The 16,146-nt window shown below is 73.7% G+C and carries 12 protein-coding genes; 11 read left to right on the forward strand and 1 reads right to left on the reverse strand.

Features of this window, described 5'->3' with window-relative positions:
* Window positions 1–37: 37 nt before the first annotated feature.
* Window positions 38–871, reverse strand: a complete 834-nt coding sequence (locus V2J85_RS03980) for an undecaprenyl-diphosphate phosphatase (protein WP_261953063.1) — start codon at window positions 869–871, stop codon at window positions 38–40.
* A 256-nt stretch (window positions 872–1,127) separates the two neighbouring features.
* Between V2J85_RS03980 and V2J85_RS03985 the strand changes: the two genes are divergently transcribed.
* The 11 genes from V2J85_RS03985 to V2J85_RS04035 all read left to right on the forward strand — a co-directional run bounded on the left by V2J85_RS03985 (window position 1,128) and on the right by V2J85_RS04035 (window position 16,136).
* Window positions 1,128–2,279, forward strand: coding sequence for an acyltransferase family protein (locus V2J85_RS03985; protein ID WP_330820630.1), 1,152 nt, complete (start codon window positions 1,128–1,130; stop codon window positions 2,277–2,279).
* A gap of 108 nt (window positions 2,280–2,387) precedes the next feature.
* Complete coding sequence (locus V2J85_RS03990) at window positions 2,388–4,016, forward strand: helix-turn-helix domain-containing protein (RefSeq protein ID WP_330820631.1); 1,629 nt, start codon at window positions 2,388–2,390, stop codon at window positions 4,014–4,016.
* 84 nt (window positions 4,017–4,100) lie between these two features.
* Window positions 4,101–6,554: a SpoIIE family protein phosphatase gene (locus tag V2J85_RS03995; protein WP_261953060.1), complete on the forward strand. Its 2,454-nt coding sequence runs from the start codon at window positions 4,101–4,103 to the stop codon at window positions 6,552–6,554.
* Between the two features lie 280 nt (window positions 6,555–6,834).
* Window positions 6,835–7,305, forward strand: a complete 471-nt coding sequence (locus tag V2J85_RS04000; protein ID WP_261953059.1) for a MarR family winged helix-turn-helix transcriptional regulator — start codon at window positions 6,835–6,837, stop codon at window positions 7,303–7,305.
* Between the two features lie 345 nt (window positions 7,306–7,650).
* The gene (locus V2J85_RS04005) at window positions 7,651–9,114 is read left to right on the forward strand and encodes an amino acid permease (RefSeq protein ID WP_261953058.1); all 1,464 of its coding nucleotides are present in this window, start codon (window positions 7,651–7,653) and stop codon (window positions 9,112–9,114) included.
* A gap of 114 nt (window positions 9,115–9,228) precedes the next feature.
* Window positions 9,229–10,179 carry a hypothetical protein gene (locus V2J85_RS04010; protein WP_261953057.1) on the forward strand — a complete coding sequence of 317 codons (951 nt, stop codon included), beginning with the start codon at window positions 9,229–9,231 and terminating at the stop codon, window positions 10,177–10,179.
* Between the two features lie 229 nt (window positions 10,180–10,408).
* Window positions 10,409–10,846: a hypothetical protein gene (locus tag V2J85_RS04015; RefSeq protein ID WP_261953056.1), complete on the forward strand. Its 438-nt coding sequence runs from the start codon at window positions 10,409–10,411 to the stop codon at window positions 10,844–10,846.
* 110 nt (window positions 10,847–10,956) lie between these two features.
* On the forward strand, window positions 10,957–11,271 hold the full coding sequence (locus V2J85_RS04020; protein ID WP_330820632.1) for a hypothetical protein: 315 nt from the start codon (window positions 10,957–10,959) through the stop codon (window positions 11,269–11,271).
* A gap of 111 nt (window positions 11,272–11,382) precedes the next feature.
* Complete coding sequence (locus tag V2J85_RS04025; RefSeq protein ID WP_261953054.1) at window positions 11,383–12,435, forward strand: zinc-dependent alcohol dehydrogenase family protein; 1,053 nt, start codon at window positions 11,383–11,385, stop codon at window positions 12,433–12,435.
* A gap of 150 nt (window positions 12,436–12,585) precedes the next feature.
* Window positions 12,586–15,045, forward strand: coding sequence for a SpoIIE family protein phosphatase (locus tag V2J85_RS04030; protein WP_261953053.1), 2,460 nt, complete (start codon window positions 12,586–12,588; stop codon window positions 15,043–15,045).
* Window positions 15,042–16,136, forward strand: coding sequence for a sugar ABC transporter substrate-binding protein (locus tag V2J85_RS04035; protein WP_261953052.1), 1,095 nt, complete (start codon window positions 15,042–15,044; stop codon window positions 16,134–16,136). The genes V2J85_RS04030 and V2J85_RS04035 overlap by 4 nt, the downstream gene beginning before the upstream one ends.
* The last annotated feature ends 10 nt before the right edge of the window (window positions 16,137–16,146 follow it).

The following is a 16,146-nucleotide window of genomic DNA, read 5'->3' on the forward strand; positions in this document are numbered from 1 at the left end:
GACCGGATCCCGGTCCGGCGCGGCGGCCGCGGCGGGGTCAGTTGAGGACGCCCATGCCCAGCAGGCCGAAGAGGAGGGCGCCGATGAGGATGCGGTAGACCACGAAGGAGTTGAAGGAGTGCTTGGCGACGAACTTCAGCAGCCAGGCGATCGAGGCGTAGGCGACGGCGAAGGAGACGACGGTGCCGACGGCGAGCGGGGCGATCGCGGCGCCGGAGCCGATGGCGTCCTTGAGCTCGTAGATCCCCGCGCCGGTGAGGGCCGGGATGCCGAGGAAGAAGGACAGCCGGGTGGCGGCGACCCGCTCCAGGTCGAGGATGAGCGCGGTGGACATGGTCGCGCCGGAGCGGGAGAAGCCGGGGAAGAGCAGCGCGAGGATCTGCGAGCAGCCGACCCACATGGCGTCCTTGAGGGAGGTGTCGTCCTCACCGCGCTTGTGGCGGCCCATCTGGTCGGCGGCCCACATGACACCGCTGCCGATGATGAGCGAGCCGGCCACCACCCACAGCGAGGCGAGCGGCCCCTCGATCAGGGGCTTGGCGGCCAGGCCGACGACGACGATCGGAAGGGTGGCGAAGATCACCCACCAGGCGAACTTGTAGTCGTGGTGGTAGCGCTCCTCCTTGTTGGTCAGCCCGCGGAACCACGCGCCCACGATGCGCACGATGTCCTTGAAGAAGTAGACGAGCGCGGCGGCGATCGCGCCGACCTGGATGACCGCGGAGAAGCCGACGACGGCCTTGTCGTCGACGGGGATGCCCATCAGCCCCTCGGTGATCTTGAGGTGGCCGGTGGAGGAGACGGGGAGGAATTCCGTCACCCCCTCCACGGCTCCGAGGATGACGGCTTGGCCGATGCTGATCGCGCTCATGGGATCCATTTCTCGGGACGGGTGGACGGTGGGCGCAGGCACGCCTCGGCGCGTGGGGCGGGTCTGTGGATCGCCCGGGCCGACCCGGACGACACGCCTTGGCGCGATGAGTGACTTTACTGGGGTTTCGCCGTCGGGCCGACGGGAAGGCCCCCGCGGGCCGGCTGAGCGGACCGGGATGCGCGGCGCACGCCCGGGCCCCTACAGTGCGCGATGGTCTACAACACTGTAGACGACCGAGGGGAGGAACGATTCCATGACCGCGGCCCCGCTCCGCCGCCGCTCCACCACCGCCTCCGCGCGCGCCCCCGCCCCGGCCCCGGAGGAGTTCGCGGGGCCCACCGGCGGCACCCGGCGCGACGCCTACTTCGACAATGCCAAATACCTGGCCATCGTATGGGTGGCGATCGGCCACGCCTGGGAGCCGTTCTACGCCACGAGCCGGACCTCGGCCGCGCTCTACCTCGTCGTGTACGCCTTCCACATGCCGGCGTTCATCGTCATCTCCGGTTACTTTTCCCGGAGTTTCACTTTCCGCCCCGACCAGCTGCAGCGACTGGTCACCGGCATCGCCGTCCCTTATATCCTCTTCCGGACGGCCTACGCCCTGTTCCGGTACGCGGCCGGCGATCAGCCGGACCTCTCGGTCGGCCTGCTGGATCCGTGGTTCCTCACCTGGTTCCTGCCGGCGCTGTTCATCTGGCGGCTCACCGCCCCGCTGTGGCGGATCATCCGCCTGCCGGTGCCGCTCGCCCTGACGATCGCCGCACTCGCCTCGGCCTCCCCGGAGATCGGCAGCGATCTCGATCTCCAACGGGTACTGCAGTTCCTGCCGTTCTTCGTGCTGGGCCTGCGCCTGTCCCCCGAGCACTTCCGCCTGCTGCGCCGCCGGGCGGTGCGGATCGCGGCCGTGCCCGTGGTGCTGGGTGCGACCGCGTTCGCCTACTGGGCCGTGCCGCGGATGAACGACGCGTGGTTCTACCACACCGACAGCGCCAGGACACTGGGAGCGCCGTGGTGGGGCGGCGGGCTGATGCAGCTGGCCATGTTCGGCTGCTCACTGGTGCTGACCGCCTGCTTCCTCGCCTGGGTGCCGGGCCGCCGGATGTGGTGCACCGCCCTGGGCGCCGGCACCCTCTACGGCTATCTGCTGCACGGCTTCCTGGCCAAGGGCTCGCGCTGGTGGCACTGGTACGACGCGGCCTGGATCGGTACGCCGTGGGGCCACGTCGTGGTGACGCTGATCGCCGCCGTGGTGGTGACGCTGCTGTGCACCCCGCCGGTACGGAAGGTCTTCCGGTTCGCGGTGGAGCCGCGGATGCACTGGGCCTTCCGCCGGGCGCCCCGCGGCCGCGGTTGTCCCGACGGGGAGCAGCAGTACTGTTGGCGTGGCTCATACGTGCCGTAGCAGGCCCGACTTTGGCCGACCGGCTGCTTGGCGGTCGGGACCGTATGCGCCATGAGCGGGCCTGCGCCGTCCGGCCCGGGCCGAACCGACCCAGCAGAGGCGCCGATCATGGACACAGCCGCGGCGGCAACACCGCCCCGTACCGGCATCAGCCTGCGCCAGCTGCTGATGTCGCTGGGCGAGCCGCTGGTCGAGCTGCAGGCGGCGCCCGCCGGGCTGGACGTCGAGATCCGCAGCGTCGCCCTGCTCGACCCCGAGGATCCGCCGATGGCCCGCCCCGGCGAGCTGATCCTCGCCATAGGCGCCCGCGGCCGCGCCGCGTTCCCGGCGCTGCGGGCCGGCGGGCGCGACGGGGCGGCCGCGGTCGCGGTCAAGCTCGACGCCCCCGGCCAGGCCGCGGCGCTCAGTGAGACCGCCGTCGAGGCCGGGATCGCGCTGCTGTCCGTCCGCAGTGAGGCGCGCTGGGAGCAGGTGGACGCGCTGGCCCGGGCGGCCCTGGAGGACTCACCGCCGGGGCTGCCCGGCGCGGGCGACGAGGAGGGCGATCTGTTCTCGCTCGCCCAGACCACCGCCGTCCTCACCGGCGGCATCGTCAGCATCGAGGACACCGCGAACCGGGTGCTGGCGTACTCCCGCTCCACCGACTCCGACGAGGTGGACGATCTGCGGCGGCTGTCCATCCTGGGCTGGCACGGCCCCGAGGCGTATCTGGCCCGGCTCCGGAAATGGGGGGTCTTCCAGCGGCTGCGCGCCTCCGACGAGGTGATCCGCATCGAAAGCCATCCGGAGCTGGGCATCCGCGCCCGGCTCGCGGTGGCGATCCGGTCCGGGGAGCGGCAGCTGGGCACCATCTGGGTGCAGGAGGGCTCGACGCCGCTGACCGACCACTGCGACCAGGCCCTGCTGGGCGCGGCCCGGGTCGCCGCGCAGCATCTCGTGCGCCGCCGCCGGGAGCTCTCGGCGGACCTCACACTGACCCGGACGCTGGCGGCCGGGCTGCTGGAGGGCACCACCGGGCCGCAGCCGCTCGCCTCCCACATGGGCCTCGACGCCGCCCGCCCGGCGGCCGTCCTGGGCTTCTCGTACGGGACCGAGGCCCCGCCGCCGGAGCTGGCCCGGGCCGAGGTCGGCAACCTGGTCTCGGTGCACACCGCCGCCCGGCACCGCAGCGCCCTGGTCACCCAGGCCGACTCCCGGATCTACGTGCTGCTGCCGCAGCTGCCGCGCAGCATCGACCTCGGCACCCTGCGCCTCTGGGGGCAGGAGATCACCGACGCCGTCCGCCGCCACCTGGGGCTGTCGCTGCGCGGCTCGGTGGGCTGCATCGTGCCGGCGCTCGGCGAGGTCCCCGAGTCCCGGCGGGAGGCGGACCGGATCCTGGACGCCATGGTGAGCGTGGGCGTCGCCACCACGGTCGCGGCACTGCCGGACATCCAGGCGGAGGTGCTGGTCAGCGAGGTGCTCACGCTGCTCTCCGCCCATCCGGAGATGCGCGACCCGCGGCTGACCGCGCTGGTCGCGCACGACAGCCGGAACCAGGGGCAGCTGGCCGAGACCGTGCTCGCCTACCTGAACGCCTTCGGCGACGTCCGGGCCGCCGCCGCCCAGCTGCACGTGCACCCCAACACCCTCCGCTACCGGATCCGCCGGGCCGAGGAGCTGACCGGCCTCGACCTCGGCCGCCCCGACCAGCGCCTGCTGGCCATGCTGCAACTGCGGCTGCCGCCGGCCCCCTGAGCCGTCACCGACTGCAGCGGCTGTTGGTTCATATTTCTCCTAGACTGGGCGCGATGCTCCCCTTGAGCCGACGGACTGGCGATCATGAGCTCCGACAAGGCACGGCCGGGCGGTTCCGACCGGGCGGGTGACCTCGCGAAGGCCGCCACGGCCGAACTGGACGCACAGGGGCTGATCGTCTCCTGGACCCTCGCCGCCCAGCGGCTGCTCGGTTACCGGGCCGAGGAGGTCCTCCGCCACCCCGCGGCGGAACTGCTGGCCCTCCCCGGCGACAGGGAGCGGGCGGCCGCGGTCGCCGCGTGGTGCCGGACCGGCGACGGCTGGGGCGGTTCGGTGGCCGCGCGCCACCGCGACGGCCGCGATCTGCAGCTGGCCGTCCAGGTCACCCCGGTGCTCGACGGCGCCGGCGGCGAGCGGTGGTCGGTGTTCGCCCTGGAGGAGTGGCGGATGCCGGGCGGCGGGGTCAACCAGCTGATGCTCGAACCGTTCCTGGCACACGCCCCGGTCGGCATGGCCGTGCTGGACACCGAGCTGCGCTACGTGTGGGTCAACGACGTGCTGGAACGGCTGATACCCCTGGAACGCCGGCTGGGGCGGACGGTGGACCAGGTCCTGCCGCCGCTGGAGGCCGAGGCGTTCCACGAGCGGATGCTGCGGGTCCTGCGCACCGGCATCCCGGTGATGGACTACGAATTCCGCAGCCCCACCTACGCCGACCCCAACCAGGAGCGCGCCTACTCGGCGTCCTTCTTCGGGCTGGCGGATCCGCAGGGGCGGCGGATCGGCATCTGGTACATGGTCATCGACGTCACCGAGCGCTGGCGGGCGCAGGAGCGGCTGGCCCTGCTGAACGACGCCAGCGTCCGGATCGGCAGCACCCTGGACGTCACCCGCACCGGGCAGGAACTGGCCGACGTCGCGGTGCCGGCGCTCGCCGACTTCGTCGCCGTCGATCTGCTGGACTCGGTCCTCCGGGGCGAGGAGCCGGTGCCCGGTCCGGTCGACAGCAGTCTGCTGATGCGGCGCTGCGGCCAGCAGTCGGTCAACGAGGGCTGCCCGGAAGCGGGGTTGGCGGTCGGCGAGGCCGTCCGGCGCTCCCCGGCATCGCCCATCACCCGCTGCCTGCTGGCCGGCGAGTCCCTGGTGGAGGCGGCCCTGGACCAGACGTCCAGCGCCTGGGTCACCGAGGACCCGGCCCGCGGCGCGGTGATCCGGGCGTACGGGTTCCGGTCGGTGATGGTGGCGCCGGTGCAGGCCCGCGGGGTGACGCTGGGCGCGGCGACGTTCTTCCGCTCGCGCCGGCTGGGGCCGTTCACCGCGGACGACGTGCGGCTGGCCGAGGAGCTGGTGGCGCGGGCCGCGGTGTGCGTCGACAACGCGCGCCGCTACACACGGGAGCGGACCGCGGCGCGGGTGATGCAGCAGAACCTGCTGCCGCACGAGCTGACCGGCGGCTCCGCCCTGGAGGTCGCGTCCTGGTACTTCCCGGCGGACGCGCCGAGCGGGGTGGGCGGCGACTGGTTCGACGTGATCCCGCTGTCCGGTGCCCGGGTGGCGCTGGTCGTCGGGGACGTGGTCGGCCACGGCATCAACGCCGCGGCCACCATGGGCCGGTTGCGGACGGCGGTGCGCACCCTGGCCAACCTCGATCTACCGCCCGATGAGCTGCTGGCAAGGCTGGACGACCTGGTCATCGGCCTGGTGAAGACCTACGGCGCCGAGCCGGCGGAGACCGGGAACGCCACGGTGGCGGCCACGTTCATGGGCGCGACCTGTCTGTACGCGATCTACGACCCGGTCAGCCGGCGGTGCTGCATGGCGCGGGCCGGGCACCTCCCGCCCGCGGTGGCCGGGCCGGACGGCACGGTCGAGCTGGTGGACCTGCCCGCCGGTCCCCCGCTGGGGCTGGGCTCGCTGCCGTTCGAGGCGGTCGAGCGGGAGCTGCCCGAGGGCAGTCTGCTCGCGCTCTACACCAACGGGCTGATCGAGACCTGCGATCCGGACATCGGGGTCGGGCTGGCCCGGCTGAGCGGCGCGCTGACGATGCCCGGGGCGGCGTTGAAGGACATCGGCGGGCGGGCGGTCAAGGCGCTGCTGACCGGACCGCCGTCGGACGACGCGGCGCTGCTGCTCGCCCGTACCCGCGCGCTCGGTGCGCACCAGGTGGCGTCCTGGGACCTGCCCGCCGACCCGGCCGTGGTCGGCAACGCCCGGGCGCTGGCCGGCCGGCAGCTGGCCGAATGGGGCATGGAGGAGCTGCAGTTCACGACGGAGCTGGTCGTCAGCGAGCTGGTCACCAACGCGATCCGGCACGGCACCGGCCCGATCACCCTGCGGCTGATCCGGCAGGCCGGGCTGATCTGCGAGGTCTTCGACGGCGGCAGCACCGCGCCGCATCTGCGCCATGCCCGGACGACCGACGAGGGCGGCCGCGGGCTGTTCATCGTCGCCCAGCTGACCCGGCGCTGGGGCACCCGCTACACCCCCACCGGCAAGATCATCTGGACCGAGCAGGACCTGCCGTCCGAGACGGCGTAGGAGTTCCGGGACGGCGCCGGCGCCGTTGGGCACGACGTGGGCGGGGACCCGCCAGGAGGCGGTGTCGTCGAGGTAGTCGTGATCGAGGACGCCCAGCGCGGCGTGCGGGCGGATCCGGAGCCCGGCGGGGCCCTGCGGGGTGGACATCCGCCACCACGTGCCGCGGTGTGCATATAGACACCACGTTGCTATTCTGACAATGCGTTGTCAAGTGTCGTGGTCACGTGTGTGCCACGTGCCGAAAAGGCGTCCCGTGAAGGGGGCCCGGGAGGAGGACCGGGTGTCGGACGAGATGGCCCTGCTGGTGGCCGATGTCTTCGAGGCCGCCGGGGCCCTGCGCCGCCTCGGCGAGCGCACCGCGCAGGCGGAGGGGCTCACCCAGGCCCGGTGGCAGGTGCTGAGCGTGGCGTCGGACGCGCCGATGACGGTGCCGCGGGCGGCCCGGCGGCTCGGGGTCAGCCGGCAGAACGTGCAGCGGGTGGCCAACGACCTCGCGGACCTGGGCCACCTCACCTTCGAGCCCAACCCGGATCACCGTGGTTCCCCGCTGCTGGTGCCCACCTCCGAGGGGCGGCGGGCGCTGTCCCGCGTCACGGAGCGCGCCACCGCCGTCCACCGCGCCCTGGCCCCCGCTCTGCCGGCGTCCGCGGTCGCCGAGACCCGGGCGTTCCTGCGCCGCCTGCTCGCCGAGCTGGACCGCCAGGAGGGTGCCGAGGGCGGGCGCGTCCCGCACCGGGGGGAGTCCTCGTAGGCGGCCGGCTACGGATTTCGCATTGGCCGGTCGCACAGCCATCGGGGGTGACTTTGTCGTCCCTCACAAATACGCCGCCGCGCATCGCCACATACGCTGACGCAAATCCATTCGGACGTGATGCCGCTCACCTCTCACGAGGAGGCCGGGCACGCTGCGGCGGCGCGATCAGCGCTCCCCACCCGCGCGAGCATCCGGAATCCGCGGCCCCGTGCCGCCGCTTTCGACATTCGACAGGGCCATGATCGCCACCTGCCAGCACCCGGCCCTGTCGTGCGTCCAGACCGAGGCGATCCCAGCAGTCACCCCGTGCATGACCCCTCCAACCCCTCAACGGATGTCGCAATGACCACACCTCCCCAGAGCCACCTGGCCGCTCCGCCCGCTCCCCCGGAAGACGGGTCGGCGTCGCAGCAGTCAGGGCTGCGCTCCGGCCTCAAGAACCGCCATCTGTCCATGATCGCCGTGGGCGGGGTCATCGGCGCGGGCCTGTTCGTCGGCTCCGGCTCGGGCATCGCCGCGGCCGGCCCCGGCATCCTGCTCTCCTACGCCCTGGTCGGCGCGCTCGTCGTGTTCGTCATGCGGATGCTCGGCGAGATGGCGGCGGCCAACCCGACCTCCGGTTCCTTCTCCGCGTACGCGGACCGGGCGCTCGGCCGCTGGGCGGGCTTCTCGATCGGCTGGCTGTACTGGTTCTTCTGGGTCGTGGTGCTCGCCGTCGAGGCGACCGCCGGGGCCGCCATCCTCACGAGCTGGGTCCCGGCCGTCCCGCAGTGGGCCTGGGCCCTGATCGTGATGGTCGTACTGACCGCCACCAACCTCGCCTCGGTCGCCTCCTTCGGCGAGTTCGAGTTCTGGTTCGCGGGCATCAAGGTCGTCGCCATCGCGGCCTTCATCGTCCTGGGCGGCCTGGCGATCTTCGGAGTGCTGCCCGGCACCGGCCACGCGGCGACCGGCTTCGGGAACCTCACCTCGCACGGCGGGTTCCTGCCCCACGGGCCCAGCGCGATCCTCACCGGTGTCCTGATGGTCGTCTTCTCCTTCATGGGCTCCGAGATCGTCACCCTCGCCGCCGGTGAGTCCGAGGACCCCGAGCGCGCGGTCACGAAGGCCACCAAGAGCGTGATCTGGCGAGTGGGCATCTTCTACCTCGGCTCGATCCTGGTCGTCGTCTCCCTGCTGCCGTGGAACGACCCCTCGATCACCAAGAAGGGCTCCTACGTCGCGGCCCTCGACTCCATCGGCATCCCGCACGCCGGCCAGATCATGAACGTCATCGTGCTGACCGCCGTGCTCTCCTGCCTGAACTCCGGCCTGTACACCGCCTCCCGGATGGCGTTCTCGCTCGGCCAGCGCGGTGACGCGCCGAAGAGCTTCGCCCGGACCAGCGTGCGCGGCGTCCCGCAGGCCGCGATCCTGGCCTCGGTCATCTTCGGCTTCATCGCGGTCGGCTTCAACTACCTGTGGCCCGACACCGTCTTCCAGTTCCTGCTGAACTCCTCGGGCGCGGTCGCGCTCTTCGTGTGGCTGGTGATCTGCTTCTCGCAGCTGCGGATGCGCGGGATCATCCTGCGCGAGAACCCGGCGAAGCTGGTCGTGCGGATGTGGCTGTTCCCGTACCTGACCTGGGCCACGATCGCGATGATCACGTTCGTGCTGGCCTACATGCTGACCGACGACAGCGAGGGCGGCGGCCGCATCCAGGTGCTGCTGTCGGTGCTGCTGGCGGTCGTGGTCGTCGGGATCTCCCTGGTCCGCGACCGGATCGGCGGCAAGTCCGACAAGACGGCGGGGCTCCCCACCCGCTAGCAGAAACGGACCGTACGGGGCGGTGGTGTGCACGGCACGCCACCGCCCCGTACGATCCCTGGACCGCCGCCCCCCGCCGCCCACGACTCCCGCTCGGAAGGCCAGCCCACGACGATGCCCGTCTTCAGACGCCGCAAGGACAACGTTCCCCGGATGGCCCCGGAGCTCGACGACGTCACCCTGGGCCGGGTCCGGAAGCGCGTCGAGACCGCCTGGTCCCGCGGTTCACTGGACACCGCCGTGATGGCCACCATGGCGCAGCTGCTCGACGAGACGGGCGACGACTGGGACCGCAAGGCGCACCGGCTCGCCGTACTGGCCGCGTCGGCCGGCCGGGGACTGCCCGGCATCTGGCGGCGGCACAGCCCGCACGACCCGGACGCCCTGCTGCTGCACGCCTGGTCCGATCTCCTCCGGGCCCGCGAGCCGGGTTCCGCCGTCGACCTGGCCGAGACCCGGGAGACCTGCCGGATCGCGGCCGATCTGGTGCCGGCCGATCCCACGCCGTGGACCCTGCAGCTGGCCGTGCTGCGGCTGGAGCGCCGCCCCTCCCAGGAACTGTCGGCGATCTGGCGCGAGATCAAGGCCCGCGATCCCTGGAACCGCGAGGCGCACCTCCAGGCCCTGGGCTACCTCTCGCCCGACGAGTGCGGCTCCAGCGCCCTGGTGCTGGACCTGCTCGACGGTGTGCGCAACAGCATGCCGCCGGACGCCCCCGCCGCCGGCCTGGAGCTGACCGCGCTGGTCCGCGCCCATCAGCGGGCGGTGGCCACCGGCGGGCTGTCCGCCCTGGGCGCGGGCGAGATCTGGCGCCGCCCGGACGCCGCCCGGGCCCTCGACCAGGCGGCACGGTACTGGCCGGCCCCCGGCTACCTGCACCACGCCCAGGCGATGGTGGATCTGAACGTCCTGGCGTACGCGCTGATCAAGTCCGCCCGGATGACCGAGGCGGCGATCGCCCTGCGAGCCACCAAGGGCGTCACCACGCCCTGGCCGTGGAACCTCGACGGTGAGCCCATGGAGCGGTTCACGCACCATTTCGAGCGGGCGATAGCGGACAGCTGAAGCCCGGACCGGGGCGAGCGGGGCGCCGCGCGGGCGCACGTCGTCAGCGGTCCGTGGCCCGTACGCGATGCGCCCGGTGTGTTCCCTGACCGCGGCGGCTTGTCCGTTTCCGGAGCATACGTACGGCCCGTAGCCGGAACGGGTGGAATTGCGGTCTCTTTCCGGTCTCTCCGGAGTGCCCCGATGTCGTACCGGGGATTGCTTCCTGGAAGAGCGTGGGGAGATCCGTATGCGGGACACCGTCAGCACCGGCCGCTCCGCGGCGACACAGGGCCGACGCGTGCTGCTCCTGCTCGCTCTGCTGGCCCTGCTGCACGCGGCGTTCGCCCCGGGCTCCCCGGAGGCGCCGGCCGGTGCCAGGGCCTGTGCCCCCCGCGCCACGGCCCCCGTCGCGTCCGCACCGGCCGTGCGGCCGTGCGCCGTGGGAGCGCCGGTGCTGGCGTCCGGCGACGGCGACCCCAGGCATCCGGGCAGCGGCGTCCGCCACCGGTGCGAGGGGTCGGTCTGCCATCTGCGCCACCACGTCCCGACCGGGGCGGCCGGCAAGGCGCTCGGGGCGTCACCGGTGGCCGCCGCCCGCACCGCGGGCGGCGTCCCAGCGTCCGGTGCCGTCCACACCTCCTCCGCCGCCGCTCCCGCGGGGCGCGTGACCGTTCTGCGCTGCTGACCGGGCCCGGCCGCATCCGCCCGCCCCGGCCCGTTCGACGGGCCACCGGGGTGCGGCGTGCGCGGCCTGCCGCCATCCGCTCACAGGACCGGCACCGCAGGAGAACCGGTATGCCCCGCGACATCTTCGGGGCCCTCGGCGCGCTCGTCCGCGCCGAGGCCTCGCGCACCGTCCCCAAGCCGAAGACCACTCCCCCGGCCACCTCGCGGCCGCCCGGCCGGCCGGTCCCGCCGCCGGGCGTTCCGGCCCCGCCACCGGGCGGCCCGGCCGATCCGCCGCCGGGCGCCCCGGACGCGGCGGACACCGCGGACGCCCCCGTCGCCCGCGGGCGCCGCCGTCCGCTGACCGCGCTGCTGCGCACCCTCCGCCTTCGCCGGAAGGGCCGGCCCGGCTCCGCCAACGGGCGGAGCGGCTCGGCCTCCTGACGAGGCGGGGCGGGCGACCAGGCGGGAGCCGCCGGGGCCCGGCAGCCCGGACCGGCGGCGTGCGCGCGGGCCCCGTTTGTCCGCCTCCCTGCCCGGCGCGATGCTGGACGCATGGCCGCACACACGGCCGGAGCCCCGGCACCGGTCTCCGGCCCGGATCTGGCGTCCGCCTGGGCCGTCGGGCGGCCCGGTCCGGTGGCCTCGGGGCCGCTGGTGGCGGTGCGGCGCCCCGTTCCCGCGCCGGGTCCCGGCGATCTGCTGCTGCGGGTCGAGGCGTGCGGGGTCTGCCGTACGGATCTCCATCTGGCCGAAGGGGACCTGCCGCCGCGCCGCCCCTCGACCGTCCCGGGGCACGAGATCGTCGGCCGGGTCGTGGCCACGGGGGCGGCGGTCGGCCGGTTCCGCGTCGGTGACCGGGCCGGCGGGGCCTGGCTGCGCGGCACCTGCGGCGGCTGCCGTTACTGCCGGGCGGGCCGCGAGAACCTCTGCCCGGCCTCCCGGTACACCGGCTGGGACGCCGACGGCGGGTTCGCCGAGGCCGCCGTGGTCCCCGCGGACTACGCCTATCCACTGCCGGAGGACCAGAGCGCCGTGCAGCTGGCGCCGCTGCTGTGCGCCGGGATCATCGGCTACCGGGCGCTGCGCCGCAGCGCGCTGCCGCCGGGCGGCCGGCTCGGCATCTACGGGTTCGGGGCCTCGGCGCATCTGGCCGCGCAGGTCGCGCTGGCCGAGGGGGCCCGGGTCCATGTGCTGACCCGTTCGGCGGCCGCCCGTCAACTCGCCCTCGACCTGGGGGCGACCTCGGCCCGCGACGCGTACGACCGGCCGCCCGAGCCGCTGGACGCGGCGGTCCTCTTCGCGCCGGTGGGCGACCTGGTGCCGGTGGCGCTGGAGGCGCTGGACCGGTCGGGCACGCTCGCCATCGCCGGGATCCACCTCACCGACATCCCGGTGCTCAACTATCAGCGCCACCTCTTCCACGAGCGCGATCTGCGCAGCGTGGCCTCCAACACCCGCCAGGACGGCGAGGAGTTCCTGCGGACCGCGGCGCGGATCGGCATCCAGGTCACCGTCAGTCCGTATGCGCTCGCCCGGGCCCCGCAGGCGCTGACCGATCTGGCCGCGGGCCGGGTGCGGGGCGCGGCGGTGCTGGTGCCCACCTGACCGGGCGCCCGCCGGCCTGGGGCCGCGCGGACGCCGACTGGCTCCCGCCTCGCCGGATGCCGCACCATGGAGGCAAAGCGGTAAATTACCGCATATCCGATGAAATGGCGGCGGGGTGGAGCCCTGGCCCCGAGGGCGGATTCGGCAACCGTGGCGTACGACAACGGCTTCCCTCCGCGTACGGAGGCGGTGCAGGCAGTGACCACGCGGGTCCTCGGGTCGTCCGGGGCCGAGCTGACCGCCGTCTATGTCCCGGCCGAAGGGGACGGCGAACTCCATCTGGCCGAGATGGTGGGTGGCTCCGGTGTCCGCATCGGACTGCCCGCCAGCTACGACGCGTCCGGCAACTCCCCGGTCGCCGCGGCCTTCCGCACCGGCCGGCCGCAGTGGGTGGGCGCCGCCGACCTCGCCGGGCACGGAGAGGTCTCGCTCGGGGTGCTGCCGCTGGGCGACGACACCAGGCGGCTGGGCTGCCTCGTCGTCGTCGACCAGGCGACGCACGCCTTCGACGAGGACCGCCGGCACCTCCTGGAGCTGCACGCCGACCAGGTGGCCGCGGGCCTGGAGGCGGTGGCGGCCCGGGTCATGGCGCGCACCGAGCGGCAGTCGCTGCTCGGCCCGGGGCTGGACACCCTGCGCGGCGGCGCGTTCACGCTGGTGCTGCGCACCGGCCGGATCGACGCGGACGCCCTGGTGCTGTCGCTGTTCGGGATCGCGCCGCCGGAGTTCGACCGGCGGGTCGAAACGCTGCTGGAGCGGACCGCGCCGGACGACGTTCCGGCGCTGATGTCGATCGTGGAACCGGGCGGACTGCCCGTCTCCGGGCAGCAGCTGTCCTTCCGGATCCGCCGGCCCAACGGCGAGCTGCGCTGGCTGAGTCTGCGCTGCCGGGTGCGCTACGACGCCGACGGGACGCCGGAGCGGATGCTGGGGGTGGTCGCCGACGCCTCGTACCTGCGCCCCAGCGCCGACGAGGTGTCCGTCGTCCAGCGGCTGTCGACCGCGCTGGCCGGTGCGACCACGATCCGGGAGGTCAGCCGGGCCGTGGTCGACGTGCTGCGGCCGCCGCTGGCCGCCAGCCGGATGGGGGTCGCCGAGCTGGAGGCCGACCGGCTCGTGGTCACCGTCCTCGATCCCCCCGAACCGGAATCCTGGCCCGAGAGCTGGCAGCGCGAATGGCGCACCGAATGGCCCGACGCCTCGTGCCACGCCCTGCCCACGCTGGAGGGCGTCCTGCGGGGCGGCCATGTGGCGCTGTGGCCCCCGGGGGCGGAGCTGGAGCCGGGGCTCGCGGACATCGGGCCGGGCGGGCTGGCGATCCTGCCGCTGCCGGCCGACGGCCGGGTGGTCGGCGTGTGCCTGCTCGGCTGGGACACCGAGCACCGGTTCGGGCCGGAGGAGCGGTCGCTGCTGACCGCGACCGCGGGGCTGGTCGGCCAGGCCCTGGTCCGCGCGCACGCGCTGGACGCCGGCCATGAGCTCGCCACCATGCTCCAGCGCAGCCTGCTGCCCCGTACGCTGCCGTCGCTGGCCGGCGGGGACACCGCGGTCCGCTATCTGCCGGCCACGATGGGCCTGGAGGTGGGCGGTGACTGGTACGACGTCATCCCGCTCTCCGACGGGCACGTGGCGCTGGTGATCGGGGACGTCGAGGGGCACAGTGCGGGCGCCGCGACGATCATGGGCCAGATGCGCACCGCGATCCGGGCGTACGCGGTGGAGGGCCATCCGCCCGACGTGGTGATCGCGCATGCCAACCGGCTGCTGCTCGGCATGGAGACCGATCTCTTCGCCACCTGCTCCTACGTGGACCTCGACATGGAGGAGGGCATCGCCTGGTTCGTGCGGGCCGGGCATCTGCCGCCGGTGCTGCGGCACCCGGACGGCCGGACCGAGGAGCTGAGCATCGAGGGCGGGCCGCCGCTGGGGGTCTCCGCGGAGGGCGAGTTCCCGCTGACCGAGGTCGGGCTGGCACCCGGCACGCTGCTGGTGCTGCTCACCGACGGCCTGGCCGAGTCGGCCAGCCTCCCCCTGGAGGACGGGATGCGCCGGGTGTGCGAGGTGCTCGCCGCGGCCGATCCGGCCGACACCGGGCGGGTCGCCGACGAACTGCTGGGCAGCGCCAAACGGCGGGACGACGACGTGGCGGTGCTGGTCCTGCGCTACGACGGCATGCGGGTCCGCCCGACCCGGGCGCACTGGGCGGTGTGGCGGCTGCCCGACGCGGTGATGCACGCCCGCCGGTTCACCGGCCGCACGCTGCGCACGTGGGGCGTGACCGAGGAGATGGACGTGGCGCTGCTGGTGGTGTCCGAGCTGGTCACCAACGCCATCGCGCACACCCAGGGCGAGGTGCGGCTGGACCTGACGCTGGCCGCCGACCGACTGCGGATCGCGGTCAACGACGCCTCGCCGCGGGCCCCGGTCAAGCCGGCGAGCGTGGACTGGGAGGCGACCGGCGGCCGCGGGCTGCTGCTCGTCGAGGCGATGTCGGCCTCGTGGGGCTCGGTGCCGCTGAGCGGCGGCAAGCAGGTGTGGAGCGAGATCAGCCTGCAGCCGGACGAGCGGATCGAGGCCGCCGGGATCGCGGAAGGAGGTCCGGGGCGGTGACCGGGCGTCTGCGCAGAGCCGTCGTCGCGCTGGCCGCGCTGGGACTGCTGGCCGGCCCGGCGGCCTGCGGCGAGGCCGGCGGCGGACACCGGACGGCCTCCTCCCCCGGCGCCCTGCGGATCGGGGTCCTCCTGCCGGACAGCACCTCGCGCTTCTACCACTTCGACAAGCCGCTGATCGAGCAGCGGATCCACCGGTTGTGCCCCGGGTGCTCGGTGGAGACCGTCAGCGCCCAGCACGACGTCGCCACCCAGCAGCAGCAGATGGACGCGATGATCACCAAGCGGGTCGACGTGCTGATCCTCGACGCCACCGACTCCCGGTCGCTGCGCTCCTCCGTCGAGGACGCCCACCGGGCCGGCATCCCGGTCGTCGCCTACGACCGGCTGGCGGAGGGCCCGATCTCGGCGTACGTCTCGTTCGACGGGGCGAAGGTCGGCCGGCTGCAGGGCGAGGCGCTGCTGCGGGCGCTCGGCCCCGCGGCGCACCGCGCGCAGATCGTGATGATGAACGGCGCGGCGACCGACCCCAACTCCGCGTGGTTCAAGCGCGGTGCGCTGTCCGTCCTCGCGGGCAAGGTGCGGATCGGGAAGTCGTACGACACGGCCGGCTGGCGTCCGGAGGCCGCCAACGGCAACATGACCGCCGCGATCGCGGCGCTCGGCGCCGACCACATCGACGGGGTCTACTCCGCCAACGACAGCCTGGCCGGCGGCATCATCTCCGCGCTGAAGGCCGCCAAGATCTCCCCGCTGCCGCCGATCACCGGTCAGGACGCCGAACTCCCCGCCATTCAGCGCATCCTCCAGGGCGAACAGATCATGACCGTCCTCAAGCCCTTCAAGCCCGAGGCCGACGCCGCGGCCGCGATGGCGGTGACCCTGGGGCGCGGTGAGCGGCTCGGCCGCCTGGCTCCCCACCGGATCAACAGCCCGACCCTGCGCGACATCCCGGCCGTGCTGCTCACGCCCGTCGAGGTGACGGCGGCGAACATCAAGGACACGGTGGTCAAGGACGGTATGTACACCATCGACCAGATCTGCACCCCCAAATACGCCTCCGCCTGCCGGAAGGCGGGGCTCACCAGCTAAGGCAGGTACC

Origin of the sequence: Streptomyces bugieae, assembly GCF_036352915.1 — a bacterium.
Taxonomy (GTDB): domain Bacteria; phylum Actinomycetota; class Actinomycetes; order Streptomycetales; family Streptomycetaceae; genus Streptomyces; species Streptomyces endophytica.